Origin of the sequence: Plantibacter sp. MPB07, from assembly GCF_046619465.1 — a bacterium.
Taxonomy (GTDB): Bacteria; Actinomycetota; Actinomycetes; order Actinomycetales; family Microbacteriaceae; genus Plantibacter; species Plantibacter auratus.
Window position 1 is genome coordinate 3,254,967 of record NZ_CP177043.1, and the last position, 21,222, is coordinate 3,276,188.

At 70.1% G+C, this 21,222-nt stretch carries 19 protein-coding genes; 5 read left to right on the forward strand and 14 right to left on the reverse strand.

The annotated features are described in order from the left end of the window. Positions 1–19 precede the first annotated feature (19 nt). A complete protein-coding gene (locus tag ACLIME_RS15030) occupies positions 20–520 on the forward strand; it encodes a DUF2087 domain-containing protein (RefSeq protein WP_411557405.1) in 501 nt (166 codons plus the stop codon). A gap of 78 nt (positions 521–598) precedes the next feature. Here the strand turns inward: ACLIME_RS15030 and ACLIME_RS15035 are convergent, their stop codons facing one another. From ACLIME_RS15035 to ACLIME_RS15075, 9 genes are all read right to left on the reverse strand, one after another. Next, entirely contained in the window at positions 599–2,230 is a 1,632-nt protein-coding gene (locus ACLIME_RS15035) for a beta-N-acetylhexosaminidase (protein WP_411557406.1), read from the reverse strand. Between the two features lie 115 nt (positions 2,231–2,345). Further along, positions 2,346–2,696 (reverse strand): hypothetical protein, encoded by a 351-nt coding sequence (locus ACLIME_RS15040; RefSeq protein WP_079704496.1) that lies wholly within the window; start codon positions 2,694–2,696, stop codon positions 2,346–2,348. A gap of 385 nt (positions 2,697–3,081) precedes the next feature. After that, positions 3,082–4,824, reverse strand: a complete 1,743-nt coding sequence (locus ACLIME_RS15045) for a DUF5605 domain-containing protein (protein WP_411557407.1) — start codon at positions 4,822–4,824, stop codon at positions 3,082–3,084. A gap of 89 nt (positions 4,825–4,913) precedes the next feature. Continuing rightward, a complete protein-coding gene (locus tag ACLIME_RS15050) occupies positions 4,914–7,748 on the reverse strand; it encodes a family 78 glycoside hydrolase catalytic domain (RefSeq protein ID WP_411557408.1) in 2,835 nt (944 codons plus the stop codon). After that, positions 7,745–10,222 (reverse strand): beta-glucosidase family protein, encoded by a 2,478-nt coding sequence (locus ACLIME_RS15055; RefSeq protein ID WP_411557409.1) that lies wholly within the window; start codon positions 10,220–10,222, stop codon positions 7,745–7,747. Before ACLIME_RS15055 ends, ACLIME_RS15050 begins: the two co-directional genes overlap by 4 nt. Positions 10,223–10,377: 155 nt before the next feature. Next, the gene (locus tag ACLIME_RS15060) at positions 10,378–11,229 is read right to left on the reverse strand and encodes an ATP-binding cassette domain-containing protein (protein WP_064295413.1); all 852 of its coding nucleotides are present in this window, start codon (positions 11,227–11,229) and stop codon (positions 10,378–10,380) included. Next, on the reverse strand, positions 11,226–13,085 hold the full coding sequence (locus ACLIME_RS15065; RefSeq protein WP_124768000.1) for a dipeptide/oligopeptide/nickel ABC transporter permease/ATP-binding protein: 1,860 nt from the start codon (positions 13,083–13,085) through the stop codon (positions 11,226–11,228). The genes ACLIME_RS15060 and ACLIME_RS15065 overlap by 4 nt, the downstream gene beginning before the upstream one ends. Beyond that, positions 13,082–14,023 carry an ABC transporter permease gene (locus ACLIME_RS15070; protein ID WP_079704501.1) on the reverse strand — a complete coding sequence of 314 codons (942 nt, stop codon included), beginning with the start codon at positions 14,021–14,023 and terminating at the stop codon, positions 13,082–13,084. Before ACLIME_RS15070 ends, ACLIME_RS15065 begins: the two co-directional genes overlap by 4 nt. A 160-nt stretch (positions 14,024–14,183) precedes the next feature. Next, complete coding sequence (locus tag ACLIME_RS15075) at positions 14,184–15,704, reverse strand: ABC transporter substrate-binding protein (RefSeq protein WP_079704502.1); 1,521 nt, start codon at positions 15,702–15,704, stop codon at positions 14,184–14,186. A gap of 247 nt (positions 15,705–15,951) precedes the next feature. On the opposite strand from ACLIME_RS15075, the gene ACLIME_RS15080 reads away from it, so the two are divergent. After that, positions 15,952–16,512 (forward strand): TetR/AcrR family transcriptional regulator, encoded by a 561-nt coding sequence (locus ACLIME_RS15080; RefSeq protein WP_241160987.1) that lies wholly within the window; start codon positions 15,952–15,954, stop codon positions 16,510–16,512. Between the two features lie 11 nt (positions 16,513–16,523). Here the strand turns inward: ACLIME_RS15080 and ACLIME_RS15085 are convergent, their stop codons facing one another. Next, positions 16,524–17,690 carry a VanZ family protein gene (locus tag ACLIME_RS15085; protein ID WP_411557410.1) on the reverse strand — a complete coding sequence of 389 codons (1,167 nt, stop codon included), beginning with the start codon at positions 17,688–17,690 and terminating at the stop codon, positions 16,524–16,526. A gap of 72 nt (positions 17,691–17,762) precedes the next feature. Next, entirely contained in the window at positions 17,763–18,098 is a 336-nt protein-coding gene (locus ACLIME_RS15090; protein WP_411557411.1) for a hypothetical protein, read from the reverse strand. Between the two features lie 189 nt (positions 18,099–18,287). Here ACLIME_RS15090 and ACLIME_RS15095 point away from each other — a divergent pair, with 189 nt between their 5' ends. Next, a complete protein-coding gene (locus ACLIME_RS15095; RefSeq protein WP_411557412.1) occupies positions 18,288–18,596 on the forward strand; it encodes an ATP-dependent DNA ligase in 309 nt (102 codons plus the stop codon). Further along, positions 18,593–18,844, forward strand: coding sequence for a hypothetical protein (locus tag ACLIME_RS15100; protein ID WP_411557413.1), 252 nt, complete (start codon positions 18,593–18,595; stop codon positions 18,842–18,844). Before ACLIME_RS15095 ends, ACLIME_RS15100 begins: the two co-directional genes overlap by 4 nt. 6 nt (positions 18,845–18,850) lie before the next feature. Here ACLIME_RS15100 and ACLIME_RS15105 read toward each other — a convergent pair whose 3' ends face one another. Both ACLIME_RS15105 and ACLIME_RS15110 read right to left on the reverse strand, forming a co-directional pair. Beyond that, positions 18,851–19,207 (reverse strand): ATP-dependent DNA ligase, encoded by a 357-nt coding sequence (locus ACLIME_RS15105; protein ID WP_411557414.1) that lies wholly within the window; start codon positions 19,205–19,207, stop codon positions 18,851–18,853. A gap of 5 nt (positions 19,208–19,212) precedes the next feature. After that, positions 19,213–19,527, reverse strand: a complete 315-nt coding sequence (locus ACLIME_RS15110; protein WP_411557415.1) for a hypothetical protein — start codon at positions 19,525–19,527, stop codon at positions 19,213–19,215. Positions 19,528–19,741: 214 nt separating this feature from the next. Here ACLIME_RS15110 and ACLIME_RS15115 point away from each other — a divergent pair, with 214 nt between their 5' ends. Beyond that, positions 19,742–20,329: an NAD(P)H-dependent oxidoreductase gene (locus ACLIME_RS15115; protein WP_411557416.1), complete on the forward strand. Its 588-nt coding sequence runs from the start codon at positions 19,742–19,744 to the stop codon at positions 20,327–20,329. 107 nt (positions 20,330–20,436) lie between these two features. On the opposite strand, the gene ACLIME_RS15120 is transcribed toward ACLIME_RS15115, so the two are convergent. After that, entirely contained in the window at positions 20,437–21,174 is a 738-nt protein-coding gene (locus ACLIME_RS15120; protein WP_064295407.1) for a FadR/GntR family transcriptional regulator, read from the reverse strand. Between the last annotated feature and the right edge of the window lie 48 nt (positions 21,175–21,222).

Here is a 21,222-nt window from a genome sequence, read left to right on the forward strand (position 1 = left end):
GACCGCAGGAGGAGGGGCCATGTCGGACGAGGAACGGACGACGACGGACTGGCGTGCAGTGGCCGCCGCCCTCGCGAACGACGACGCCCGGACGGTGTACGCGCAACTCGTCCTCGGGCAGGAGCCCGACCTCGGCGCCACCCAGCGTGCTGTGCGGCGAGCCGAGCAGAGCGTTCAGGCGTTGTCTCGGGTGGGCCTGCTGGACGTTGACGGACGCACTTCGGGCAGGGCGTTCCGGGACCTCCTCGCGGCCGCCGCACCGCCGAAGCGCGAAGGGATCGACCGCTTCCTGGTCGACGGTCGGATCGTGCAGTACCCGTCGAATCCGGACGAGCGGCAGGCGCTGTTGCAGCGCGTCGCGGCATCAGCGCTCCAGCCGGGCGAGGTGGTCGACGAAGCCGAGATCAACGAGCGGTTGTCCGCGTTCCACGACGACGTCGCGGTGCTCCGGCGGTACCTCGTCGACGCGCAGCTCGTCGAACGCACGCGCTCGGGGACCGAGTACGCGCTCGTCACCTGAGGAGGCCGCCCTTCGACAGGCTCAGGGACTGGGTGTAGCTCGGTGACCGGCGGCACGCCCACGGCCCGCCGGCCGGCGTCAGGCGCGGATGTCCTTCGTGAGCTCCTCCACGAGGGCGGCCCGCTGCTCGCGGGTGGACGGCCGACCCTCGGCGTCGGGACGCTCCTGCCACGGGAACGGTCCCGAAGCGCGGCGGTACTCGACCCCGAGGGCGTCGAGGCGGGCGAGGTGCTGCTGCAGCCGCGCCTCGAAGCCCGCGAGGTCGCGCTCGCGGCCGACCCAGGCGACCTCGGCGAGGGCGCACAGCCGCGGGTATGCCTGGTAGTCGATGACGCGGGCGGAGTCCATGTGCTCGGTCCAGATGTTCGCCTGCACCCCGATGATGTGCTCGGCCTGCGCCTCCGTCAGCTCAGCCGGCACCGGCTCGAAGGTGTACACCTCCGCGACGGTCAGCGGTGGCCCGACCGGGATCGGCTCACCTGGCAGCTCCGACTCGCGGTAGTCGAGGTAGACGCGGTCGTCCGGGCAGGCGATGACGTCGTACCCCTGGCGTGCGGCGGCGACCGCACCGAACTCGCCGCGCCATGAAGCGACGGTCGCGTCCTTCGGCAATCCGCCGCCCTCGAGGATCTCGTCCCAGCCGTACAGGCGTCGGCCGGCGGCGGACAGGTGCGCCTCGAGCTGGCGGATGAACCACGCCTGCAGCGCTTCGACGGAGTCGAGCCCGCGCTCGGCCATGAGGGCTCGCGTTCGAGCGCTCGCTGCCCAGCGGGTCTTCTTCGCCTCGTCGCCACCGACGCCGATGAAGGTCGATGGGAAGAGCTCCATGACCTCGTCGAACACGGTGCGGAAGAACGCGACCGTCTCCTCGCCCATGTCGAGGATCGCCTCGTTGATGCCCCACCTCGTCCACACCGACGGCTCGTCCGCGTCCTGCGCCACATCCGGCACGCCCAGCTCCGGGTACGCGGCGATGATCGCTCGCGCATGACCGGGCAGGTCGATCTCGGGGACGACCGTGATGGACCGCTCAGCGGCGTAGGCGACGATCTCGCGCAGGTCGTCCTTCGTGTAGAAGCCGCCGTGCGGGCGGCCGTCGCCGGGAGCGTGCCGTGCTGCGCCGTGCTGGCTCTCGGTCCGCCACCCGCCGACCTCGGTCAGCTTCGGGAACGCGTCGATCTGGATCCGCCAGCCCTGGTCGTCGGTGAGGTGGAAATGGAGGACGTTGAGCTTGTGGCGCGCGGCGAGGTCGATGAACCGCAGCACGTCGGACGTGGGGAGGAAGTGCCTGGCCACGTCGAGCATGACGCCGCGCCACCCGAAGCGCGGGGCGTCGTCGATGGTCGTCGCCGGGACGGTCCAGTCGACGCCGGGGACGAGCGCACGGCGGTTGACCGCAGGGGGGAGGAGCTGGGTCAGGGTCACCGCGCCGGAGAACGCGCCGGAGGCGTCGGCGGCGACGATGCGCACACCGTCCGCGTCGACCACGAGCCGGTAGCCGCCGGCCGCGACGGTGTCGTCGTGGATGAACGCGATGCTGTCGGTCCGCAGGTCGATCCGTGCGTCGAGGTCGAACCCGGTCGACGTCTGCAGCACCCCGCGCAACCAGCGGGTCGCGGCCGAGAAGCGGCGGTCACCGCCGAGCCCGGTCGTCTCGCTCAGCGTGAAGGCGCCGTCGTGCTGCTGGATGGACACGGGCAGTGGAAGCATCGGTGGTTCTCTCCTCGAGTGCTGATGGGCCGTTCTCAGGACATCTGCGGCGCGGCTGGCCGGGAACCCGGTGACACGCCGGAGGACTCCTGAGAACGGTCCCGGATGGTGGAGGTCAGGACGGGCGGTCGACGAGGGTGGTGAGCCGGTCGGCGATCAGCGTATCCGAGACGACGGTGAGCGGCGACTGACCGGCCTCGGCGGCGAGCTCGGCGATGCTGCGGCCGACGAGCTCGCGGAGGTCGGGGTGCGACACCTGCGCAATGCGCACAGCGGACCAGTCGACGCGCTCGTCGAACGGCGGCTCGGCGAAGGCGCGTTCGAGTTCGTCGACGATGGCGTCGTCCCGGAGACGGTCGATGACGGCGTCGCCGCCACCGCCCGTCACCCAGGTGGGCAGCAGGGCGGTGAGGGCGGTGCCGCGGAGGACGCCGCCCGGGAGGATGGTGCCGGTGCCGTGATCCATGGGCCGCTCTCCAGTCGTCGGGCGATTGCGCATGTTGCAACGGGGGTTGTGTCAATGCCCGACAACAGTAAAGGGTCCGAACAAACGTGTCAACGCTGTGGAGACGGGGTTGCGGGGGAGGGTTGCTCGGCACTTCGACAGGCTCAGTGACCGGGGAGGGGTGGGCCTCGTGACCGGGGAGGGGTGGGCCTCGTGACCGGGGAGGTGGCTCAGCACTTCGACAGGCTCAGTGACCGGGGAGGGGTGGGCGTCGTGACCGGGGAGGTGGCTCAGCACTTCGACAGGCTCAGTGACCGGGGAGGGGTGGGCGTCGTGACCGGGGAGGAGTGGGTCTCGTGACCGGGGAGGTGGCTCAGCACCCAGGGCCCCTCCGTACCCGGCTCGGCTACTCCACCAGGCGGAGGCGGACCGCCATGAACTGGCGGCCGGGCAGGTCGACCCGGACGGTACCGGTGTACGTGCCGGGCAGGGTCTCGACCGTCATGTTCCAGGTGTCCAGCACGTCGACGTGGAACTCGCCCTCGGGGAGGAAGACGTTGCGGAACCGCGGCCGGTTGAAGCCGAAGTAGCCGATGACGTACCGGCCGGCCACCCCGCCCCACGGCACGTCCCAGTCGCCGGGGAGCGGGTCGAGGACGCCCGTCGGGGACTCCGCCGAGATGCGCTCCAGGAACGCGATGCGGTCGGGACTCGAACCGATGAGCGGACCGCCCTTCGACCAGAACAGCTCCTCCCGGTCGTTGAGGTAGGTCTCGCCGTGGCCGACGTAGCCGCCGCGGATCGCCCCCTCCCAGAACCGTCGCACCATCTCCTCGCCGGTGATGTTGCCCCAGCCCTGGTCGATGTCGCCCTCGTAGGCGCACTCGTCGATGACGATCGGCTTGCCCCACTGCTCGCGCCAGGCGTCGGTGTTCTCCGCGGTCCGGTAGACGTCGACGCGCTGCACGCTGCAGTGCGTGATCCAGGGCTTCGTGTAGTCGTAGAACCCCTGGCAGTTGTGGATGGAGTTGAGGTGGCCGTGCGGGTCCTCCGCGCCGACGACCGCCGCGAGCCGCTCCCAGTCGTCGTTCGTCTTCGCCCAGAGCAGGTCGTACTCGTTCGCCATCGACCACCACACGTTCGCGAACGCGGCGAGCCGGCGGACGGCGTAGCGGAGGTACCGTTCGTCGACGGCCGGACCGAGGTCCGCGAAGCCCCAACGGTCGTAGGCGTGGAAGAGGATCAGGTCCGCTTCGATGCCGAGCGCGCCGAGCTGGGTGATGCGCCGCTCGAGGTTCGCCCAGTACGCCGGGTCGAAGCGCTCGTGGTCGAACCCGTCTGCGAGTGAGCCGACGAAGGGGAACGTCTCCGGCTCGTTCGCGTTGTAGAGGTATGACTTCGGGAACACGCACATACGGATCTTCGTGAACGGCGCGGCTTCGAGGGCGCGGAGCGTCTCCTCCTGCAGTTCCTCGGGCTGGTGCGTCCAGGCGTAGGCGGTCGTGCCGAGCGGGCGATGGCGGGTGCCGTCGGCGTGGGCGAAGTGGAAGCCGTCCACGCGCACCGGTCCGTGGCTGCCCGTCGTCGCGGCCGACACGGTGAACGCGCCTGCGACGCCGTCGAGTGATCGGGCGGTCGAGCTCGTGGTGAACGACCACTCGCCCTGCTCCTCGGCGAGCAGCCGCACCAGGTACCGGCCGTCGCCGTCGTAGAACCCGCCGACGGTGAGCTCGCGTGCGCCGTTCGTGAACGTCGCGCCGAGTTCCACGTCGACGAACGGGTTGCCGTGCGACGGCCCGTCCAGCCGGATCTCGACGACGCCGTACTGCGGGACGTCGCCGGGGACCGTCAGGGTCGCCGAGCCGCGCGGGACGTCCTGGCCCTCGTAGTCGGGAGCGGGCTCGATCGCGGCGCCGTAGGGTGCGCGGGCGTCGGGACCGTCGTCGACCTGTGCGAGCGCCGCCCAGAGACGATCCTTCGCCGCATCGTCCTGCAGCTCCGGCACGATCGCCGACAGCTGCCCGAGACGGATGCTGCGGAACTGCTTGGCCATCGGCGAGGCGGCGATGCCGGGCAGGAACTGCTCGAGGACGGTGCGACCCGCCGGGCTCTCGATGACGTCTCCGAAGGCGGAACTGCGGTCGAACATGGATCTCCTGTGATCAGCCGAGCGGGTCGGCGGCGGGTGCTACTGGTGCAGGCGGTGCGAGTGTTGCACGTGGAACAGTCGAGTGGGGGTTATCGCGCAACTCCTGATGCCGGAGTGGCTGCAGCAAGCGCTGCGTCCACGTCGTCGAGCATCGACGGCGGCGTGAACATGAGGAGCTGACGGACGGTCCGACCACGACTCCACTGGGTGCTGCGGCGGATGTCGTCGGCCTTGGCCTGATCGTGGGCACCCACCGAGCTGAGGAGGGCGTCGTACGCGGCCGGTCGGTCGATGATCTCGGAGAGCGGCGAGTCGAGGCCGAGCGTGATGTCGTCGTCGGCACTCGAGCCGGCGTCGGGGACCTCGACCGTCCAATCGTGGCGACCGGACCCGATCGTCTCCTCCGCGGCACCCGGCAACGCGACCGTCGCCGTCGTGTTCGGCGGCACGACCGCCGACACCCGGAGGGACGACCCTTCGCGCCGCCACGCCACCGACGCCTCGCCGTAGGGCGTGACGTGTCGGGCCTCGGCGTGGTCGAGCCCGTCGATCGGCCGCGGTGCGATCCGGAGTTCGCGGTAGCCGGGACCCGCGGGAGCGAGGCCGGCCACGGTGCGGTGCAGCCAGTCGGCGACGGCGCCGAGCGCGTAGTGGTTGAACGAGGTCATCTCGCCCGGGTTGACCGAGCCGTCCTCGAGCAGGCTGTCCCAACGCTCCCAGATCGTGGTCGCGCCCTTGGTGACGGGCGAGAGCCAGGAGGGGTTCTCGGTCTGGAGCATGAGGCGGCCGGCCGCGCGGAGGTGTCCGCCGTCGGCGAGTGCGTCGGTGATGAGCGGCGTCCCCACGAAGCCGGTGCCGATGCGGTAACCGTCGGCGCGGACGAGGTCGGCGAGGCGGTCCGCGAGGCGTTGCCGCAGGGCGGGGTCGTCGACGAGGTCGAACCGCAGGGCGAGGGCGTACGCGGTCGGCGCGTCGGACATCATCCGGCCGGCGGGCGTCACATACTCGGCGGTGAAGGCCGCCCGACTCCGCTCGGCCAGGTCGCCGTACCGCTCCGCGTCCGCCGTCTCCCCGAGGAGCCCGGCGGTGTCGGCGAGGATCCGGAGCGATCGCGCGTGATAGGCGCTCGCGACGATGTCCGAGTCGACCCTGGCCTTCGCCGGCTGGTCCGGCGGCGCGCTCGGGTCGAGCCAGTCGCCGAGCTGGAAGGTGTTCGACCAGAGACCGTCGGTGCTCACCCGGAGCACGGCCTCCACCCAGGAACGCATCGACGGGTACTGCTCGCGCAGGATCCCGAGGTCGCCGTAGCGCTCGTGGAGCACCCACGGCACGACGGTCGCGGCGTCGCCCCAGGCGGCCGTCGGCCCGCCGCCGGCGAATCCGGACAGCGCGGCCGGGACCACCATGGGGACGACACCGTCCTGGTGTCCCTGCTCGAGCGCGAGGTCGCGCAGCCAGGAGTCGAGGAAGGCGGAGCTGTCGTAGAGGAAGCTCGCGGTCGGGGCGAAGACCTGCAGGTCACCCGTCCAGCCGAGCCGTTCGTCGCGCTGCGGGCAGTCGGTCGGGATGCTCAGGAAGTTGCCGCGCATGCCCCAGACGACGTTCTCGTGGAGGCGGTCGAGCAGCTCGTGCGAGGAGGAGAACCAACCCGTGCGCGTGAGGTCGCTGTGGAGGACGACGGCGGTGACCGACGCCGGGTCGAATGCGCCCGGCCAGCCGTCGATCTGCGCGTAGCGGAAGCCGTGGAAGGTGAAGCGCGGCTCGATCGTCTGTTCGCCGTCGCCGTCGCCCGAGAGCGTGACGTGGTCGGTGGCTGCGGCGTTGCGGAGGGGACGCAGGGCGAGTTCGCCCTCGTCGAGGACCTCGGCGTGCCGGAGCGTGAGCGTCGTGCCCCGCTGGCCGGCGACGGTGAGCCGGAGGCGGCCGACGAGGTTCTGGCCGAAGTCGAGGATGGTCGCGCCCGACGGCGAGGTGAGCACCTCCGCGACCGCGCGCTCCTCGATGCGGCGGACGGGCGCGGCGATCCGGGCCTCCGGCACCGGGTGCGCAGCGTCGTCGACGAGGGCCGGGACCCAGGTGGACGCGTCGAGCGCCGTCGTCGACCAGCCGGGTTCGACCAGGGTGGTGTCGATCGCCTCGCCGGCGTAGATGCCGCTGTCGACGAGCTCGGCACCGTCTGCCGCCGACCAGCTCGCATCGGTGACGAGCGTCTCCGTCGTCCCGTCCAGGTAGTCGAGCTGCAGCTGGGCGGCGAAGCGTGGCTGGTCGCCGTAGATGCGCTCGGCGAACTGGAAGAACCCGTACCGCTCGGTGTACCAGGCGCCGGCGACGGTCGCGGCGATGACGTTCTCACCCGGCTCGACGAGCGCGGTGACGTCGACGGTCTCGTGCACGAGGCGGTCGCCGTAGGCGGTCCAGCCGGGGGAGAGGACGTCTTCCGAGGCGGGCATCCCGTTCAGCTGCGGTTCGGCGGCACCGAGCGCGGTCCAGAACAGCCGGGCGCGACGGACGGGCCCGCCGACCGTGAAGGTGCGGCGCACCCGGATCGGTTGCGCAGGACGCTCGGGCGCTGCGAGACCGATGAAGCGGGCGGTCCAGGCTCCGTCGGCCAGGAACGCGGCCTCGACGACGGTCGGCTCGCTCCAGGGTGTCTCCTCCCCAGCAGTCGACGCGGCACGGACCTCGACGGTGCGCACCTCGTCTGGGCCGAGTGGTGGGAACGGCCAGGAGACGAGGACGGAGTCGCGGCCCTCGACACGTGCCGTGGCACCACTGCCGTCCCGGAGCTCGGCCCAGGCCTGCACCCAGTCGGAGCCAGCGGTCTCGACGGTCCAGCTCAACCGAGGCGTCGGCGTCGCAACCGCGGGGCTGTCGTCACGGGTCTCCGCCCGCAGTCGGCCGATCCGCGCGACGTGCGCGGTCATCGGGAGGTCCCGGCTGCGATGGTGACGACGTGCTCGTCCACGAGGTCGACGACGGACGATCCGATCCGGAGGGTGACGTCGCCTGGCTCGACCTGCCAGCCGTCCGCCCAGTGGGCGAAGACCCGGGCGGGCAGCGCGACCTCCCAGGCGACCGACTCGCCGGCGCCCGCGCGGACGACGGCCGATCCGACGAGCCAGCGTACGGGGCGGTCGACCGAGGAGTCCGGTCGCTCCGCGTACACCTGGACGACGTGCTTGCCGGCGCGGTCGCCGGTGTTCGTCGCGGTCCCGGAGACGCGGGCGTCACCGGAGGCGATGTCACCCGAGACCTCGCCACCGTCGATGGACCAGCTCGTGTACCCGAGCCCGTGGCCGAACCAGTAGGCGGGCGTGGCACCCGAGCGGAGCCACGCGCGGTAGCCGATGTGGATGCCCTCCTCGTAGCGGAGCACGCCGTCCACCGGGGTGACGTCGAGCACCGGGACCTCGTCGAGCGCCGCAGCCCAGGTGGTGCTCAGGCGACCACCGGGTTCGGCGACCCCGAGCAGCACGTCGGCCAGGGCGTTGCCCATCTCCTGTCCGCCGAACCAGCCGAGGAGCACGGCGGCGACCTCGTCGCTCCAGGGGAGCAGGACCGGGGCGCCGGAGTTGACGATCACGACGGTGCGCGGGTTCACGGAGGCGACAGCCCGGACGAGCTCGTCCTGACGGCCGGGGAGTGTGAGGTCGCTGCGGTCCCAGCCCTCCGATTCGACCTTCGAGTTCGTGCCGACGACCACGACGGCGACATCGGCCGCGCGGGCCGCCTCGACCGCCTGGGCGATGAGGGCGTCGGGGTCGGAGTCGTCGGGAGCGCGACCGACGGTGACGCTGATCGCGCCGAGACCGTTCTCGCTCGGGGAGAGGTCGAACTCCGCACGGAGTTCGACGGCGACGTCGGCCTGGGCGGCGAACGCCCCGGTCGCCGACGGCGGGGCGAGCAGCGCCGCGCCGAGGTCGTTCCCGACGACCACGGGTTGCTCGTCGACGAGGAGGACGCCGTCGACGAAGAGTCGGCCGTGGAGCCCCGTGGCGAAACCGAGTCGCAGTTGCTCGGTGGCCTCCGGCGTGTACGTGGTGGTGAGGACGAGCTGCGACGCCGTGGTGACCGGGGCGTCGCCGCCGAACCAGACGAGCGCGGTGGACCGGCGGTCCTCGGTGAAGAGTTCCGCGCCGTCGGCATCGAGGAACGTGGCGACGAGACCGGGGTCACCCGTGCGCGGGTTGGTGAGGCGCTCGAGCGGAAGCTCGGCGACGCCCTCCTGCACGATCGCGCCGACGGCGTAGTCGATCGTCGCCTCGGGGAGCGCGAGTCGGAGTCCCTCGAGTGGGCTGACGGTGTGCTCGGGGAGGACCGTCGCACTGCCGCCGCCCTGGGTGCGCGAATCGCGGGCGTTGTGCCCGATGACGGCGACGCGGGTGAGCGAGGCCGCGTCGAGGGGGAGCGTGCCGTCGTTGTCGAGCAGCACGATGCCCTCAGTCTCGGCCTCGCGGGAGAAGGAGACCCCGTCGACCGGAGCGGGCGCCAGTGCTTCCTCGCCGAGGGCACCGACGCGGACCGCGAGCGCGAGGAGCCGGGCGACCTTGCGGTCGACGTCGGCTTCGGCGACGCGGCCGTCGCGGACGGCCTCGACGAGGGCCGCGCTCCATGCGGGAGCGGGGCCGGGCATGGCGAGGTCCTGGGACGCCGGCGCCGAGCCGAGGCTGCGGACGCCGGTCCAGTCGCTGACGACGACGCCGTCGAAGCCCCACTCCGAGTTGAGCGGCGTCTCCAGGAGGTCGTTCTCGCTCATCGTGACGCCGTCGACGGAGTTGTAGGCGCTCATGATCGCCCAGGTGCCGGCCTCGGCCACCGTGCGCTCGAACGGTGCGAGATAGAGCTCGCGGAGGGCACGCTCGCTCGCATGCACGTCGACCGTGAAGCGGTCGGTCTCGGAGTCGTTGGCGACGTAGTGCTTCGGGGTCGCGGCGACACCGTTGTCCTGCAGGCCACTGACGTAGGCGGCCGCGAGCGAACCGGTGAGTTCCGGGTCCTCGCTGAACGCCTCGAAGTGCCGCCCGCCGAGCGGGGAACGGTGGAGGTTGATGGTCGGGCCGAGGACGACGTCGACGCCCTTTCGGCGGGCCTCGGCCGCGGCGACGGCGCCGTATCGGTAGGCGAGCGACGGATCCCACGAGGACGCCAGCGCGGTCGCTGACGGGAGGTTGATCGACGGCGAGCGCTCGTCCCACAGCGGACCGCGGACGCCGGCCGGCCCGTCGGACAGGACCATGGCGCGCAGGCCGATCTTCTCGAGCGGCACCGTGGTCCAGAAGTCGGCGCCGGAGACGAGCGCGACCTTCTCCTCGAGGTCGAGTCGGGCGACGAGGGCGTCGATCGCCGCGGTGTCGACGGACTTCGTGGTGGCGGCGTGCCGGGGAGTGGTGATGGTCATGCGATGTGGGTCCGTTCTGGGGTGGCCCTTCGACAAGCTCAGGGACCGGATGGTGGGTCTCAGGGACCGGATGTGGGTCTCGGGGACCGGTGGTGCGCCCGGCCGGCCAGGTTCCTGGCCCCGGCCGACCGGGCGGTCGTGGTGATCCGGACGGATCAGGCGGCGGACTCCGCCGCACGCTGCTCGTCGATGAGGCGGCGTCGCTCCACCCGGCGGTCCTCCTGGCGGTCCGGGTCGGGGATCGGTGCCGCCATGAACAGGCGCTGCGTGTAGGGGTGGGCCGGGTGCGCCGTCACCTGGTCGCCGTCGCCGGACTCGACGATCTCGCCGTGGTACATGACCGCCACGCGGTGGCTGATGTGCCGGACGACTGCGAGGTCGTGCGAGATGAACAGGTAGGCGACGCCCGTCTGCTCCTGGATGTCGATGAAGAGGTCGAGGACCCGCGCCTGCGTCGACAGGTCGAGGGCCGACACCGGCTCGTCACACACGATGAGCTTCGGATCAAGGGCGAGCGCCCGGGCGATCGCGATGCGCTGCCGCTGGCCGCCCGAGAACTCCCGGGGGAGCCGTGAGGCTGCGCCGGTCGGCAGCTGCACCTGGTCGAGCAGGGATCCGACGCGCTTGCGGGCGTCGGCACCGGAGACACCGCGGACGGTGAGCGGCTCGGTGAGGATCTGCTCGATCGTGAGCGAGGGGTTGAGTGAGGAGTACGGGTCCTGGAACACGACCTGGATCTCCGAACTCAGCGCTCGGCGCTCCTTGCGCTTCAAATGCCCGATCTCCTGGTCGCGGTAGCGGATGCTGCCGCCGGTGACCGGGGCGAGGCCCAGCACGGCGCGACCGAGCGTGGTCTTGCCGGAGCCGGACTCGCCGACGAGACCGACGGTCTCACCGGGCTTGATGTCGATCGACACGCCCTTGAGCGCCTTGAACGACTGGGCACGGAACCCCTTGCCCGGGTACTCGACTTCGAGGTCCTTCACCTCGAGCAGTGACGACGTCATCGGGTCTCTCCTGTCAGGTTCGTCGCGAGTGCCGGTCGGGCGGGACCCTCGTCGAGGATCGCGCCGAGCAGCGACTGCGTGTACGGGTGCTGCGCGTGGTTGAAGATCGAGCGCACCGGCCCGGTCTCCACGATGAGACCGTTCTGCATGACCGAGACGCGGTCGCAGAGGTCGGCGACCACCCCGAAGTTGTGCGTCACGAGGAGCATCGCCATGTGGCGCTCCGCCTGGAGGTCGCGCAACAGGTCGAGGACCTCCGCCTGCACGGTGACGTCGAGGGCGGTGGTGGGCTCGTCGGCGATGATGATGTCCGGGTCCGTGGAGACGGCGCCGGCGATGAGCACACGCTGCGCCATACCGCCCGAGACCTCGTGCGGGAACGCGGCGAAGGTGCGCTTGGGGTTCGGGATGCCGACCCGCTCGAGCAGGGCGAGCGCCTTGTCCGTCGCCTCCTTCTTGCTCAGGCCGAGGGTGACGCGCAGGGGTTCGACGAGCTGGCTGCCGATCGTGAACGCCGGGTCGAGGTTCGACATCGGCTCCTGCGGGATGTAGCCGATGCGCTTGCCGCGGATGGCCGTGTACTCGCGCTCCCCGAGGGTGTCGAGTCGGGTGCCCTCGTAGCGGATCGTGCCGTCGGTGACCCGGCCGCCGCGGGGCAGGAGTCCGAGGACGCCCCACGCCGTCTGGGTCTTGCCCGAGCCGGATTCACCGATGAGGCCGTGGACCTCGCCCTTGCGGATGTCGAGGTCGACGCCGTGGACGACCTCGGTGACCCGGCCGCCCTCCTGGTCGTAGCCGACGCGGAGGTCGCGGACGCTGAGGACGAGCTCCTCGGCGCGAGCGGAGGCGCGGGCGTCGTCGTCGTGACGGATGGGCGGGACGCCGACGATCTCGTCCTCGCTGATCCCGGAGGTGCTGATCGACTGGGTGACGATCGTGTTGGAGCCCGTCTTCGACGTCGTCACGATCTTGCGACGGCGCCGACGGACGGACACGGTGCGCTCGAGCTCGTCGCGCATCGCGTTGGCGAGCAGGGTGAGCGCGATGCAGGTGAGTGCGATTGCGAGCGACGGCCAGACCATGAGGATCGGTGCCTTGTAGATGTTCGTGAAGCCGTCGTTCAGCATCGAACCCCAGGTCGGCACCGACAGGTCGCCGAGACCGAGGAACTCGAGGCCGGACTGGATCGCGATGGCGATACCCGCGATGATCGCCGACTGGATGATGATCGGTGCGCGGACGACGGAGAGGATGTGCTTGCCGATGATGCGCGGGTCGCTGAGGCCTGAGACCCGGGCGGCGTCCACGTAGAGCTCCGAGCGCACGGCCGTGACCGCCGCATAGACGAGGCGGAAGTAGGAGGGCGAGAGCAGGATGCCGAAGATCGCCATCGAGATCCAGACCGACGGGCCGAGGACGGCGCGGGCGGCGAGGAGGACGACGATGCCGGGCAGCGCCATGATGAGGCCCGTGAACCAGGACGACACGGAGTCGAACCAGCCCTGGTAGTACCCGGCGATCAGCCCGGCGACGACCCCGATGACGATCGCGACGACGAGGGCGAGGAGTGCTGCGGCGACGCTGATCTGGGTGGCGGCGAGCAGACGGGAGAACACGTCGCGCCCGGCGCTGTCCGCTCCGAGGAGATGGTCGGCGCTCGGTGGCGCCAGGACCTGCTGCAGGGACGCGAGGTTCGGGTCCTGCGGGGCGATGAGCGGTCCGAAGATCGCGACGACCCCGATGAGCGCGAGGAACACGAGCGACGCGGCGCCGATCGGGCGCTTGAGGAGCCGACGCAGGAGGTTGACGCGGACCTGCGGGGTCGGGACGGTGAGGGGGGTTTCGATGGCGGTCATGACAGTCGCACCTTCGGGTTGAGCGCAGCCTGCGCGAGGTCGATGAGCAGGTTGACGACGACGACGATGATGGCCGTCGCGATGACGACCCCCATGACGATGGGGATGTCGCCCTGAGTCGTGGCCTGCACGGCGAGCTGACCGATCCCCGGGAGGGCGAAGATCTGCTCGATGATGACCGCGCCGCCGAGGAGGCCGATGAACTGCACGGCGAGGACCGCGAGGGCCGGGCCGCCGGCGTTCCGCAGCACGTGCTTGTAGATGACGCGGCCCGTGCCGAGCCCGCGACTGCGGAGCGTCCGGACGTAGTCCTTCGACATCGCGTCGACGACCGAACCGCGCACCTGCTGCGAGACCGTCGCGATGGCACCGATCGCGAGGGCGATGATCGGCAATGTCACCGAGGCGACCCAGCCGGAGAAGGACGTGGTGATCGGGATGTACCCGGTGGCCTTGAACAGGCGGAGGTTGATCGCGAAGGTGATGACGAGCACGAGCGCGATGAGGAAGCTGGGGATCGCGAAGCCGATGACGGAGATGAACTGGACGACGTTGTCGATCCATCCACCGCGACGGGCGGCGAGGACACCGAGGATGACGGACACGATCGCGGCGATGATGGTCGCGCCGAGCACGATCGAGAGGGTGACGGCGAGGCGGCCGGTGACGCCGGAGGAGACGAGCTGGCCGGTGAACCACGAGCGGCCGAGGTCGCCCTGGAAGGCGGAGGTGATCCAGTCGAAGTACTGCACCGGCAGCGGGCGGTCGAGGCCGAGTTCAGCCGCTTTCTTCGCGACGGTCTCGGTGGTGGCGCTCTGGCCGAGGATCCGGCGGGCGATGTCGCCGCCGCCGAGGTAGAGGAGGGAGTAGGCGATCACGGAGATCACGAAGATGAGGACGACGCCGGACACCAGGCGTCTGAGGATGAATCCGAGCATGGGTCACTCCAGGAAGTGGGTGAGTGAGGGGTGTTGGGGCCGGCCCGTCCGAGCGCTGGGCACTCGGGCGGGCCGGGGTCGAACCGACGTGCAGCCAGCCGGTCCCGGTCCCTGAGCCGGTCGACGGGCGAACCCCTCGACCGGCTCAAGGATCAGCGGACTACTTCGGCTGGATGTCGTAGATGGACGGGTACGCGTTCGTCGGGATCATCTTGACGGTCGTGTTGGCGTCCGTCGCGAAGCTGCCCTGCACCCGGTAGAAGGGGGCGAACCAGGCCTGCTCGACGATGTAGGCGTTCAGTTCCTTGGCGACCTTGCCCTGCGTCGCCTCATCGCCGTACTGGATCTGCTTGATGTACTCGTCGACCTTCGGGTCGTCGTACTTGAAGGGGTTGAAGACGGCGTTCGGGGCGATCATGAACTGGATGAGCTGCCAGTCCGGGTTCTGCTCCAGCGCCATGAAGGAGACGGGGAACTTCGGGGCCAGGAGGTCGGCGATGAAGTTGTTGCCCGGGTCCGTGTACTCGGCGGTGATGCCGACGTCGGCCAGCTGCTGCGAGATCAGCGTGTAGGTGGTGGCGCCGAGCACCGTGGAGGACGGCATCGAGAGCGTCAGGCCGTCGGCGTAGCCCGCCTCGGCGAGCAGTTCCTTGGCCTTCTCGGGGTCGTAGCCGTAGCGGTCGTCGAGCGACTTGTCGTAGGCGGGGGAGTTCTCCGGGAAGACCTGACCCGTGACCGTGCCGTTGTCGTTCTGCAGCGCCTTGAGCAGTGCCGGGCGGTCGAACGCGTAGTTGATGGCCTGACGGACGCGGACGTCGGCGATCGCCGGGTTCATCGTGCCGGCGCGGTCGAGGAGCAGCATGCCCTGGAAGTCGAGCTCGTTGGCGTTGACGGTCCAGCCGGCGCCCTCGACCTCGGCGAGGTTGTCGTTGTTTGCGAGCTTGATGCCGTTGACCTCGCCAGACTTGACGGCGTTCAGGCCGGCGGTCGCGTCCTGGAGGACGTTGATGGTCAGCTTGTCGTAGTGCTGCCAGTCCTTATTCCAGTAGTCGGGGTTCGCGGTGTAGCTGTAGCTCGTGCCCGTGACGGTCGCGGCCGTGTCGAGCATGTACGGTCCGGAGCCGACCGGGTTGGTGGCGAGGTCGGGGCTGTCGAACGACTCGGCGCTGGCGATCAGGCCGGGGTCGCGGGTGAGGTAGTTGAGCATGGCCGGGTCGGGTGCACTCAGGGTGATGACGACGGTGGTGTCGTCGGGTGCCTCGACGGAGGCGACCCCCGCGAAGTAGCCGGCGTCGGGGGAGGTGCCGGTCTTGAACCGCTCGAGGTTCTGCTTGACGACGTCGGCGGTGAGCTTCGACTTGTCGGTGAAGGTGACGTCGTCACGGATCTTGAGCGTCAGGACGGTGTTGTCGTCGTTGTACTCGTAGGAGGTCGCGAGCGACGGGACGATCTCACCGTCGGCGGTGGCGACGAGCAGGGTGTCGAAGACGGCCTGGTAGAAGGGCGAGCGGTTGCCCCACTCGGAGCCGGCCGGGTCGAACGTGGTGGGGGGAGTGATCGCACCCAGGATCAGGGTGCCACCGGAGCCGCTGTCAGAGCCGGAGGTGCTACCGGAGCATCCGGTGAGCACGAGTGCAGCAGCGGTGACCGCGACGGCTGCGGTCGTCTTCCATCGGAACATCTTTGTCCATTCGCTGTGAGCAATCCCTCATCGGATCGCTGGTGATTGAGGACGCTAGCATGAAACCCGAGTGGTCACTAGCTTTTTGTTTTCGGCCATGTCACAGTTGGATCACGACCAGGCCGCGGCGTTCGACGGGGAACGCGATATCGTGAAGCCGTCCGAAGGGGGAGGTCGTCCGATGACATCGGTCAAGACCGGGAACAAGCCGCAGGGGAAGCCCCGCGGCGCATATGCGAAAACCGGTATGAAGCGCGTCGCGATCCTCGACGCCGCGCTCGCCGTCTTCGCCAACGGGGGATATCGCGCGGGTTCGCTACGGGAGGTGGCCGCGCAGGTGGGGATGAGCGAGGCCGGGCTCCTGCACCACTTCCCGAACAAGAGCGCATTGCTCGCCGCCGTGCTCTCGCACCGCGACGACCTCTCGGCGACGCTCGTGCCGATGGACGGCGACGACCCGATCGAGACGCTCCGGGGGCTGGTCGCGCTCGCCCGGTACAACGCTTCCGTGCCCGGCGTGGTCGCGCTCTACTGCACGCTCTCGGCGGAGGCCACCTCGCCCGACCATCCGGCGCACGACTACTTCGTCGAACGCTACGAGGGCACGCGCGGGCGGCTCGAGCGCACCTTCGGGCTACTCGTCTCCGCAGGACGGGTGCGGGCTGACTTCCCCACCACCAGCGCGGCCTTCATGACCCTCGCGCTCATGGACGGACTGCAGGTCCAGTGGCTGCTCGCACCGGAATCGGTCGACATGGCGGACGAGCTCCACGCCTTCCTGTCGGGGCTCCTCGGCCAGGAGCTCTGAACCCGCGCCTCCTAGGCGTCGTGTGTGGCCCGCGAGGGCGGGCCGGCCTGCACGGCGGCGGAGCGCGCGTCTCGCAGCCCGGTCCCGGTGACCGCGAACGAGAGCCCGCGGTGCTGTCTCGTGAAAGGGACCGAGACGACGGCCGTCGTGACGATGACGAGGCTGAGGAGCGCGACCGCGCCGGACACGGTCTGGGTCAGTCCCTCCGCTCGGCCGGACAACTGGCCGGCCGACGTGGTGGCGATGTAGGGGACGGCGACGAGCGAGGCACGGTAGAGCCGTCGGGCCACCGAACCGCGGCCGTCCGGCCACTCGGGCTGCAGCCACACCAGCCGCTGGCCGAGGGACGCTCCACTGCCGACCAGTGCCGGGAGGACGACGACGAGGATCACCGTACCGGCACCGATGCTCAGCACCTCCGGGAGCGTCGGATCGTTGTCGGGGCCCGTCGCCCCGGTGAGGAGTACCCGCGGCACGACGAACACGAGCGACAGCACCGTGATCGACACCTGCACGGCCACGGCGTCGAGCACCATCGCGAACCACCGACGCCAGACCGTGATCGGACGCGCGCGATCGCGGCCGGCGCGGAGGACGCGAGTGCTCGGCATCCAGCTGAGGACGATCGGGGCGATGAGTGCCCCGACGGCCGCGCCGAGGGTGTTCGTGATGACGTCGTCGACGTCGGCGACCCGGTAGGCGCATTCGTACAGTCCCCAGATCCCGGTGTACTGCGTCGCCTCGATCAGGACGGAGACGAGGGCACCGAGCAGGATCGAGGAGCCGAGGCCGCGGCTCCAGTACCGGCGGGCGATGGCGCCGAACGGCACGAACAGGACCACGTTCAGCACGACCTGGAGGAACGCGTGGCTCGTGAGCGTGCTGAGGACCGAGAAGCCGGCGGTCTCGCGAGCGACGTCGGCGATCGAGTGCCCCGGGACGAGCTCGAGCGCACCGTGGGCCGTCGCGCAGTTCGCGCGCTCGTCGGGGAGTGGCAGCAGGGTGTAGGCGACGAGTGCCACCGCGTAGATGCTGACCCCTGCTGCGCCGAGCACCCGGGGGAGGGACATCTGGCCGTAGCGCCGTGTCTGGACGAGCAGGATCGGCCCGAGCACGGCGAAGAAGATCGCCGTACCACCGACGAGTCCGATCCACGCCTGCCAGGTCCACCCGCTCATGCCGACAACAGTAGGGCGAACGGGCCCCTCAGAGCATCAGTCGTCGGATGGATTCCCGGTGGGTCCGATCCTTCAGAGGTCGTACGCGTTCGCGCTGTCCGTCGGATGCCGGTCCTCGCTGGCGATCGACGGCGGTGAGGAGCGGAGCGCGATCTGCTCCTGCAGGTACGGCAGCGCGGTGGGGTTCTCGGGTTCGTTCATCGTGGAGTGGGTGGTCTCGCTCATGACGGGCGCTCCCGCATCGAGCAGCAGCGTCGCCTCCACCGACTGCCCGTCGGCACCGTAGGCCGAGACGGTCACCGAGTCGGCGTCTCCGGCGCGGGCGAGGAGCGCCGCGTACTCGAGGAGTGCGTCGGCCGTCGCATCGTCGATGAGCAGGGACTTGTCCGCGTAGGTCAGGTGCTTCATGCAATCGACCGTAGATCGATCAGAAATGTTGTCGGCGCGCTTGCAATTCGTCGTGAGGAGTGGGACCGCGTGCGGGCATGGGCGGGATCCGACCGGACCGATCGCCCGAAATGCAAGCGATCCGTCGGTGTTTCTCCCCCGGCGGGCAGCGGCGTACCGTCGTCGCCAGCGCATCGCTGGGAGGCCTGCATGGGAAAGATCATCTACGACGCCGACGTGAGCATCACCTTCGACGATCGGGTCATGGCGCATCTGCAGCACGTCATCGGCGTGAAGCTGCGCCGCTCGGAGAGCTTCTTCTTCAGCTGGCGGGACGATCCCCGAGCCGGCGACGGGCGCAGTGCGATCTGGTTGCACCCCGCCATGTCACTGCGGTTCAAGTACACCGGGAGCGTTCCGGTGGAACTCAACCGCGCCTGGCTGGACGTCCTCGCCGTGAGCGCCGACTCGTCGCAGGGCCTCGGTGTGCTGCCGGAGCCGACGGAGCGCCGCTCGTGAGCCGGCTCGAGATCCTCTACGACGGCGAGGTGTACACGGTGCCGGCCGAGGAGGACGCGTACCGGGCGCGGGTGCTCGAGCTCGTCTCGGACGGGGGGTTCCACTGGCTCGAGGTGAACCGCGGCGAGGGGCGTCTGGAACCCATCGGGCTCCTGATCGGTCCGGGCATCCCGATCGCGATCGGTGCTCTCGAGCCCAGCGCGCGCGCCGACGACGACGTGTACACCGCCCACGTCGAAGAAGCGTGAGGCTCCTCACTCCCGACGGGGCGATGGGGCTCCTCGTCGTCGCGGCTCCTCGGACGTCGAGCCGCCGGGGCCCGGTTCGTGGCTGAGGAACAGCCCGGCCGGGGAGGAGGCGGCGTCGAGCAGCTGCGCGATCCAGTCCTGGTTGATGTCGTCCATGACGTTGGCGTCGTCGATCACGAAGTGGAGCGGCAGGGCCGGGTGGATCCAGACGGTCTCCCGCCCCTCGCCGACCGTGTGGACGCGCCAGGTGAAGAAGAACGGTTCTCCCCGCCGCAGCTTGATGCCGACGACGACCTGGAGATGCCGCAGTGCGCGGTCCGGGATCGCGATGCTGAACTCGGACCCGTAGATGAGCTTGCCCATGATCGTCAGTGCGGCGACGCCGAGGAGCAGTTGATGGTCAACTCCCCGGAGTTCGCCTTCTGCATGAGCGCTTCGAGCAGCGGGCGGTCGAGCTCGCTGCGGTCGTCGCTCTCGAACCGGAACTGCAGCGGGATCGCGGGATGCAACCACAGGGTGGTGCGCCCCTGGTCGCTGTCGTCGAAGCGGATCATCAGGGCGAAGGACTCGTTCCTCCGCAGCTTCAACAGCGCGATCGCCTTGACGTGAGCCAGTTCCGGGTCCGGGAGCTGCACCTGAGCGCTCGAGATCCCGTAGACGAGTGTCCCCATGGTCGTGTTCATCCCCTCGACCCCAGGTGAGGCGCCGACGGGTACGCCGAACACGCACGCACGGTCCGACGGGGTCCGGGTCGAAGGTACGCGCTTCCAGGGTAGAAAACGTGGCCAGTTTCCGAAGAAGTATGGATACGCGACCGTAGCGTGACTATCATGCGGCTTCGGTCCGCCGGGGCCGTCCTGGCGTGCCGGAGGCAGCTGATCCGGGCGATGATGGGGTGTGCCAACCCTCATCGTGACCACTCATCCCGACGGCGACTCCCTCACCCGCTACCTCGCCGACCGCCTGGCCGAGGTGCTCACCCCCGACGCCGTCGAGGTCGCCGATCTGGCGGCGGAGGGCTTCGACCCGCGCTACCTGCTCAGTGACCGGCACACCTACCGCGTGGGCGGGGACTACACCCCCGATGTCGCGCGGGAACAGGATCGTCTCGACCGCGCGACGGATCTGGTGCTCGTGTTCCCCGTGTACTGGTGGTCGATGCCGGCGCTGTTGAAGGGCTGGTTCGACCGCGTCTTCGTCAACGGCTGGGCGTTCGGCGTCGACGCCGACGGCGGGATCGTGCGCAAGCTCGACCGCTTGCGGATCCACGTCGTCCCCGTGGCGGGCGACGACGCCGGCGTCTACGACCGTCACGGCTACGAGCAGGCGATGCGGACGCAGATCGAGCACGGCATCGTCGACTTCTGCGGAGCCCGGCGCGGGGTGACGGCGTACGTCCATGACTCGGAAGGCGAGGACGCGGATGCGCGGACGCGTGCGGTCGAGGCGGCGGTGGCCGCGGTCGTCGAGGCGATCCGCGCCTGACCGCCCTTCGACAGGCTCAGGGACCGGGACAAGCGCCCTTCGACAGGCTCAGGGACCGGGACTCGGTCACTGAGCCGCCCCCTCCGGTCACTGAGCCTGTCGAAGTGCTACGCCGTGAGCGTGCGGTTCAGTCGTTCGGTCGCGGTGTCCATGTGGTGCTGCATCGCGGCCGTCGCGGCGGCGGGGTCGCCCGACATGATCGCCTCGTAGACGGCCTCGTGCTCCTCGAAGGCGCGCTGGGCGTCGACGTCCTCGTGGATGCCGCGCTCCACCCATATGCGGAGGAGCGAGCGGATGCTCTGCAGGAGGTCGGACAGCACGCGGTTCCCGGTGGCCGAGGCGAGCTCCAGGTGGAACTTGAGGTCGGCCTCGATGAACTTGGTGCGGTTGGCACCCGCCTCGCTCATGGCGGTGAGGTGGTTGCGGAGCCGGTTGCGTGCCATGTCGTCCATGCGCGTCGCGGCGAGGCCCGCGGCGAAGACCTCGAGCTGCCCGCGCACCTCGATGAGTTCGCGGGTCCGTGGTTCGCCGAGCATGAGGCCCCAGCTGAGCGTCTCGGGGAGGAGCTCGGAGACGCTGCCGCGGAGGTAGGTGCCGCTGCCCGGGCGGACGTCGACGACGCCGAGGATCTCGAGCGCCGCGAGCGCCTCGCGGACGGCAGAGCGCCCGATGCCGAGGGATGCGGCGAGCTGGCGTTCCGGTGGGAGGCGGGTCCCCGGGGCGATCTCGCCGCTCGTGAAGTGGTCGAGCAGGCGCTTCGCGACGGCGGAGACGGCGGATCCCACGGCGACCGGTCCGAGGCTGGACGAGATGTCGTCGGTCGGCCGATCCGGGAACGCAGGCATGGGTTCACTGTATCGCGGCCCTTCGACAAGCTCAGGGACCGGGAGGGG